General features: G+C 68.9%; 7 protein-coding genes and 1 pseudogene. All 8 read left to right on the top strand.

All coding sequences use genetic code 11. The features are described 5' to 3' along the window. Nucleotides 1–869: pseudogene (locus B0293_RS19960) on the top strand (hypothetical protein); the annotation flags it as partial. Nucleotides 870–1,158: 289 nt separating this feature from the next. Next, the gene (locus tag B0293_RS19955) at nt 1,159–1,884 is read left to right on the top strand and encodes a sugar phosphate isomerase/epimerase family protein (protein ID WP_245191853.1); all 726 of its coding nucleotides are present in this window, start codon (nt 1,159–1,161) and stop codon (nt 1,882–1,884) included. Between the two features lie 141 nt (nt 1,885–2,025). Then, nucleotides 2,026–2,856, top strand: coding sequence for a thioesterase family protein (locus B0293_RS19950; protein WP_005151701.1), 831 nt, complete (start codon nt 2,026–2,028; stop codon nt 2,854–2,856). A gap of 24 nt (nt 2,857–2,880) precedes the next feature. Next, entirely contained in the window at nt 2,881–3,696 is an 816-nt protein-coding gene (gene proC / locus B0293_RS19945) for a pyrroline-5-carboxylate reductase (RefSeq protein WP_005151702.1), read from the top strand. A 193-nt stretch (nt 3,697–3,889) separates the two neighbouring features. Then, a complete protein-coding gene (locus tag B0293_RS19940; protein WP_005151704.1) occupies nt 3,890–4,114 on the top strand; it encodes a helix-turn-helix domain-containing protein in 225 nt (74 codons plus the stop codon). A 145-nt stretch (nt 4,115–4,259) separates the two neighbouring features. Further along, entirely contained in the window at nt 4,260–4,361 is a 102-nt protein-coding gene (locus B0293_RS19935) for a 30S ribosomal protein bS22 (RefSeq protein ID WP_007030867.1), read from the top strand. Nucleotides 4,362–4,648: 287 nt separating this feature from the next. Then, entirely contained in the window at nt 4,649–5,698 is a 1,050-nt protein-coding gene (locus B0293_RS19930) for an NAD-dependent epimerase/dehydratase family protein (RefSeq protein ID WP_005151716.1), read from the top strand. Next, complete coding sequence (locus tag B0293_RS19925; RefSeq protein WP_005151717.1) at nt 5,695–6,798, top strand: lysophospholipid acyltransferase family protein; 1,104 nt, start codon at nt 5,695–5,697, stop codon at nt 6,796–6,798. The genes B0293_RS19930 and B0293_RS19925 overlap by 4 nt, the downstream gene beginning before the upstream one ends. Nucleotides 6,799–6,803 lie beyond the last annotated feature (5 nt).

Raw genomic sequence — 6,803 nt, 5'->3', positions numbered from 1 at the left:
GACGCCGAGCCGGACGACGTCCAGGACCAGCCCCCAGCGGCGCGTTCCAGACCCCGCCCGCGCAGCCGGCGCGCCGCCGTCGTCCGGCGGCCCGCCCGCCGCAGCCGAAGGCCGAGCCGAGCACGGAGCAGTTCGCCGCCGTCGGTGACGAAGCCGGGGCCGAACCCGAGGCATCCGCGCCCGTCGAGCCGCCCGCGCCGCCCGCCGGGCTCGCCGGATGGCGCAAGCGCAGGCAGAAGGTGCAGTCCGAGGACACCGAGGTCGGCGGGATCCCGCCGGTGCCGCCCCCGGTCGCCCCCGTCGAACCGGACATCGATCCCGAACCGGACCCGTTCGACGCCGGTCCGCCGACCATGGGGCACCCGGCGCCGATGCCGTTCGTGCCGCCGCATTCGCTCGACGACCGCTCGCGGCAGCAGGACAACCTCGACGAGTACGAGCGCGAGTTCGCCGACCCGGCGTACCCCGACGGAAATCCGGACTTCGACCGCGACGACTACGGGTATCGCGCCGACGAGTACGAGGACGACTACGAAGACGACCGGGCCGAGGACGCCGTCGACGACGTCGAGGTGGACGAGCCCGAGGCGCCCGCCGAGAACACCTCACCGGGGAAGCAGTGGCTGGCGCTGGCCGGTCAGCTCGCCCTCGGCGTGGTCGGCGGTGCCGGGGTCTGGCTGGGCTTCAACTGGCTGTGGGTGAACATCCCCGCCGCCGCGCTGGTCGCCGCGTTGCTGGTGATCGTCGCGCTGGTGTGGATCGTCCGGAAGATCCGCAAGGCGGAGGACCTCCAGACCCTCGTGCTCGCGGTGCTGGTCGGACTGGTGGTGACGGTCTCACCGGCCGCACTCCTGCTGGTCGCTCGTTAGCCGGCGCCAAGGCGACACGGACGACGTTGACCACGACCCGAGGTGACCACACGGGTCTCCGAAAGCGCGCCAGCGCGACGGAGACTTGACCGTCGCGCCCCCCTTTCGCCGGAGGCTCGCGATCTCGATGGCAGGGCGCCCTTAGGCTCTCACCGTGAGTGCTCTCGGGGACTCGCGCCCTGGCAGCGAGATCGCGAAGGGCGCGACAGACAAACACAGCGCGACAGATATAGCCGTAGGCGTATCGACAGCCTCCGTTTGGCCGTTGAAGGCGGGCGCGGCCTTCGAGATGGCCGCCGACCTCGGCTACGACGGTGTCGAGGTGATGGTCTGGGCCGATCCGGTGAGCCAGGACGTCTCCGCGTTGCGCCGGTGGTCGCGCCGCACCGGGGTGCCGGTGCTGTCGATCCACTCGCCGTCGCTGCTGATCACCCAGCGCGTGTGGTCGCCGGATCCCGAGGTGCGCCTGCGGATGTCCGTGGACGCGGCGCTGGAACTGGGCGCCCGCACGGTCGTGGTGCATCCGCCGTTCCGCTGGCAGCGCCGCTACGGCGACGCGTTCGGAGACCTCGTCGACGAGCTCGAAGAAGCCAGCGGCATCGAGGTCGCGGTCGAGAACATGTTCAAGGTCCGCCCGCCCGGCGGTTCGCGGACGTCGCGCGTGTCGGCGTTCCGGCCGTCGATCGACCCTACGGACGTAGGGTTTCGCCACTACACGCTCGACCTGTCCCATACAGCGGCAGCCGGGATGGACGCCCTCGCGCTCGCCGAACGCATGGGTTCCGGGCTCACCCACGTCCATCTGGCGGACGGGACGGGTCTCCCGAAGGACGAGCACCTCGTGCCCGGACGCGGGATCGAACCCTGCGCGGAACTTCTCGAAAAGCTCGTGAACAGCGATTTCTCCGGACAGATCGTTTTGGAGATCAACACCCGCCGATCGCCGAACGCGGCGCAGCGGTCAAGGGATCTCGCGGAGTCACTCTTGTTCGCGAGGTTCCACCTCGGCCAGTGACAAAGATCGTCCTCAGGTGCGGAGATTCATTCCTCCCTGCGCCGGAGGCGCTGCTACACGTAAAGTTCCGACCGTGAACCAGCTGCGCTTGTTGATCTCCCGCACCCCGATGGATCGGCTCGTGGCCTGGGTCAGTGCTCGGTGAGCGCGGCCGACGAAACGGGCACCTCCTTCGACGCGGCTTGCGCGACGAGATCACTGGGTGACGGCACGTTCACAGCGGTATTACGGACCGAATGGTCGATCGGCGGACATCCGCACGGCGGCTTCCTGATGGCCTTGATGGCACGGGCCGCGTCGGCGTTCCTTCACGAGCGTGGCGAACCGCCGTCCGAGCCACTGGCGATCAGCGCGGAGTTCCTGCACCCGCCCGCTGTGGGGCCGGTGTTGCTGCGCATGGACGTCCGCAAGGTCGGAAGGCGCGCCTCGGTCGTCGCGGTCCTGCTGGAACAGCGGGGCCGCAGTTGCGTCGAGGCCAGGGTGACCACCGGACGGCTGCCGATGCGGCGTCCGGAGTGGACCGACGTCCCGGCCATGCCCGCCGAGCCGCCGCCCGGCGCGGTACCCGTGACCGGTGAGACGTCCGAAGGCCTGTTCAACCTCGCGAAGGGCTGCGAAGTCCGGCTCGATCCCGCGAGCGTCGGTTACCTGCACGGCCGCATCGGCGACCCGCCGAAGATACGGTTGTGGGTCCGGCCGCGGCACGGTCTGCCCGACCCGTTCTTCGCGCTGCTCGCGAGCGACGTGAACCCGCCGGTGGTCTACAACCTCGGCCGGGTCGGCTGGGCGCCGACGGTGCAGCTGACCGCGTTGCTGCGCACCCGGCCGGCGCCGGGCTGGCTGCGGGTGATCGTGCAGGCCCAGTCGGTGCACGAGGCCTGGTTCGACTCCGACGCCGTGGTGGTGGACTCGCAGGGCAGGCTGGTCTGCCAGGCGCGTCAGCTGGCGCTTGCCCCGGCGCCCGGGGGCTGACGGCGATTTGGCACGCTGAACGGCATGAGTGTGATCGCGGTTCTGGGTGCCGGGAAGATCGGGGAGGCCCTGCTCTCGGGCCTGCTGCAGGGCGGGCACAGCCCCGATGACCTGCTGTTCACCGAGCGGTACCCGGCGCGCGCGGCCGAGCTGACCGAGCGCTACGGCGTGCACGGGGTCACCGTCGCCGAAGCCGCGAGCCGGGCCGACGTGCTGGTCGTCGCGGTGAAGCCGCAGGACATCGACCCGGTGCTGGACGAGGTCGCGCCGTTGCTCGGCAAGGATTCGCTGGTGGTCTCGCTGTGCGCGGGCCTGCCGACCGCCCTGTACGAGCGCAGGCTGGCCGAGGGCATCCCGGTGGTGCGGGTCATGCCGAACACGCCGATGCTCGTCGGAGAGGCGATGAGCGCCGTCTCCGCGGGTGCGCACGCGACCGCCGAGCACGTCGCCGTGGTGAAGGACCTGCTTTCGCACGTCGGGCAGGTCGTCGAGGTGCCGGAATCGCAGCAGGACGCCGTCACGGCGCTGTCCGGATCCGGGCCCGCGTACTTCTTCTTCCTGGTCGAGGCCATGATCGACGCCGGGATCTTGCTCGGCCTGCCCCGCGCGCTCGCCGGGCAGCTGATCATCCAGTCGGCGGTCGGGGCGGCGAAGATGCTCGCGGAGTCCGACGAGCACCCGGTGCTGCTGCGCGAAGCCGTCACCTCGCCCGCAGGGACGACCATCAACGCCATCCGCGAGTTGGAGAAGCACGGCGTCCGCGCGGCGCTCCTGGCCGCCATCGAGGCCGCGAAGGACCGCTCGACCGAGCTGGGCCGCGCCCACGACCCCCGCGATTAGTCCTCTGAATGCGGTAGTTCACCGGCGAACTACCGCATTCAGAGGACGAAACGCGTAGTCGGACGGGCCCATCTCGGTGACTCGCGTCGCTTTAGCCACATGTGTCCCGCTACTCTCAGGAGAGCACGTGCGTGTCGATACCACAGGTGGGGAAGCCTCGTGGCGCGACACGTGTCGAAGGACACGGTGAATCATGCCGCCGAACAAGAAGGATGACCTGGCCAAGGTCAACACAGTGGGTCAGGTCCAGTTCCTGACGGTCGCCGAGGTGGCCACGCTGATGCGGGTCTCCAAGATGACCGTCTACCGCCTAGTTCACTCGGGCGAGTTGCCCGCGGTGCGCGTCGGGAAGTCGTTCAGAGTGCCCGAAAAGGCCGTTCACGAATATCTGCAGGGCGCGTACTTCGACGTGGGCTGAGGCCCGCTTCGCGGAGCACAGACCGCCCGCCCGAGGGGGTCTTCCGGGGCGCGAGTACCCTGGAAGACCGCTCGTGCCTGTGCGCTCCACCCGTTGGACGCTGCGCCGGGCAGCGTGACCGACGACGAAGGAAGGAGCGCTCTCGATGGGCTCTGTGATCAAGAAGCGCCGTAAGCGCATGTCGAAGAAGAAGCACCGCAAGTTGCTGCGCCGGACGCGTGTTCAGCGTAGGAAGGCCGGCAAGTAAGACACAGCCGGTGAGTGGCCCGTCCAGTTTCTGGACGGGCCACTCCCATTTGGTGGACCTTTTCCGCCCGTTCGAGTGAGACGTGGATCCCCTCTGCGAGCGGCGGGTTAATAGCATGTAAGCGCTGGCTCGACTACCCCTAATGAGCGGTAACATCTCAAGGGCAGCCGCGCGATGCTTCCAGTGAGTGCAGGTACGCGCACACTCGGTAGATCAATTCGCGCTCAAGGTCATCAGGACCCCGTGATCGAAGTCCGAGAACCGCCCCAAAAGCCGCAGGGAGTCCTATGCCGTCGAACATCGTGCTCGTCACCGGGGTCGGGGGAGACCTTGGCGGGAAGCTGCTCGCCAGACTCGGCAACAATCCGGAGTTCGAGCGGGTGATCGGCGTGGACACCACGCCCCCGCAGAAGTCGGTGCTGCAGCGCATGGGGCGCGCTGAATACGTCCGGGCCGACATCCGTAATCCGCTGATCGCCAAGGTGATCAGCACGGCCAAGGTCGACACCGTCGTGCACGCCTCGTGCACCGCGCATCCGGCCGGTCCGGCGCGCCGCACGGCGATCAAAGAGGTCAACGTCATCGGCACGATGCGGCTGCTGGCGGCCTGCCAGCGTTCGCCGCTCGTGCGCAAGCTCGTGGTGAAGTCGACGGCCGCCGTCTATGGCGCGGGCGCGCGCTCGCAGGCCGTCTTCACCGAGGATTCCGAGCTCATCCCCACCTCGACCAGCGGTTACGCGAAGGACGCCGTCGAGATGGAGGGGTACGTCCGCGGGCTCATGCGCCGCCGTCCCGACATCACCACGACGCTGTTCCGGTTCGCCAACATCATCAGCCCGGAGATCGACACCGTGCTCTCGCGCTACTTCGCGCTGCCGGTGGTCCCGACCGTCTTCGGCTACGACGCGCGGATCCAACTGCTCCACGCCAGTGACGCGCTGGCCGTGTTCGAGCAAGCGACGCTGAACGACAAACCCGGCGTGTTCAATGTCGGCTCGGAGGGGGTACTCACGCTGTCACAGGCGATCCGGCGAGCCGGCCGGGTCGAACTGCCGATGCCCAGCGGTGTCGTGCCGTCGGTCGGCAAGGTACTGCGCGGGGCCAGGGTGGTGGACTTCTCCGCCGACCAGGTCCGGCTGCTGAACTTCGGCCGCGTCGTGGACATCACGAAGCTCAAGAAGGAATTCGGGTACACCCCGCGGTGGACGACGCGAGAGGCGTTCGACGACTACATCACCGGCCGCGGGCTCCGGCCCGTGGTGGACGGCGGCAAGCTCGCCGGGTTCGCAGGCAAGGTTCTGGTGGCAGCGGCGACCGGGCAGGCGGCGAGCCGGTGAGCAGGCCTTACGAGGACAACCCCGAGAACTCTCACGAAGGCGAGGCGGAAGACGTGAGCGGCGCTGAAGCGCAGGTCATCCCGTTGCACGGCCCCGGCAGAGAGAAGCCGGACCCGGCCGCGCAGGCGGATCGGGATCTTCGCGAGTCCGACGAAGCGCGAGAACATCTGGAACAGGAACGCCGGGCCGACGCGCCCGTCGTCGAGTTCCCCGGGGCGGCGCGGGTCTCACCGGCCCGGACACGTCCGGCCGACGCGGACCTCCTGCCTGCCTCGCTCCGCACGGCGCTGGGTTTCCTGCGGGACAGGCTGACCGGTGACTACACCGTCGACGAGTTCGGTTTCGACGCCGAGCTCACCGAAACCCTGCTGCTGCCGCCGCTGCGGGCGCTGTACGAGAAATGGTTCCGGGTCGACACCTTCGGCGTCGAGAACCTGCCTGCCGACGGCGGCGCGCTGCTGGTGTCGAACCACTCCGGCACGTTGCCGCTCGACGCGCTGATGACCGCCGTCGCCGTGCACGACCACGTTCCCGGCGGCAGGCATCTGCGCGGTCTCGGCGCGGATGTCGTGTTCCAGGTGCCGCTCGTCGGCTCCTTCGCCCGCAAGTCCGGGCAGACGCTCGCCTGCAACGCCGACGCGGAACGCTTGCTGCGCAACGGAGAACTCGTCGGCGTGTGGCCGGAAGGGTTCAAGGGGATCGGGAAACCGTTCTCGTCGCGGTACAAGCTGCAGCGGTTCGGCCGCGGTGGTTTCGTCTCCGCCGCGCTGCGGACCGGGGTGCCGATCATTCCCGTGTCGGTCATCGGCGCGGAGGAGATCTACCCGAAGGTCGGCGAGATCAAGCTGCTCGCGCGAGTGCTCGGCCTGCCGTACTTCCCGGTGACGCCGTTCTTCCCGCTGCTCGGCCCGCTCGGCGCGATCCCGCTGCCGACGAAGTGGAGCATCGAATTCGGGGAGCCGATCCGCACGGACACCTACGACGCGGACGCCGTGGACGACCCGATGCTGGTGTTCACCCTGACCGACCAGGTGCGGGAGTCGATCCAGCAGTCGCTGTACAAACGCCTTTCGCAGCGGAAGAGCGTCTTCAAGGGCTAGACACC

The sequence above is a fragment of the Amycolatopsis azurea DSM 43854 genome (genome assembly GCF_001995215.1).
GTDB lineage: Bacteria > Actinomycetota > Actinomycetes > Mycobacteriales > Pseudonocardiaceae > Amycolatopsis > Amycolatopsis azurea.
Note: the sequence above shows the minus strand (reverse complement) of the source record. Positions and strands in the feature narration are given on the sequence as shown.

Excerpts from the sequence above, each read along its gene's own strand:
- B0293_RS19955 (WP_245191853.1), top strand. The coding sequence starts at position 1,159 with ATGGCCGCCGACCTCGGCTACGACGGTGTCGAGGTGATGGTCTGGGCC.
- proC (WP_005151702.1), top strand. The coding sequence starts at position 2,881 with ATGAGTGTGATCGCGGTTCTGGGTGCCGGGAAGATCGGGGAGGCCCTG.
- B0293_RS19940 (WP_005151704.1), top strand. The coding sequence starts at position 3,890 with ATGCCGCCGAACAAGAAGGATGACCTGGCCAAGGTCAACACAGTGGGT.
- B0293_RS19935 (WP_007030867.1), top strand. The coding sequence starts at position 4,260 with ATGGGCTCTGTGATCAAGAAGCGCCGTAAGCGCATGTCGAAGAAGAAG.
- B0293_RS19930 (WP_005151716.1), top strand. The coding sequence starts at position 4,649 with ATGCCGTCGAACATCGTGCTCGTCACCGGGGTCGGGGGAGACCTTGGC.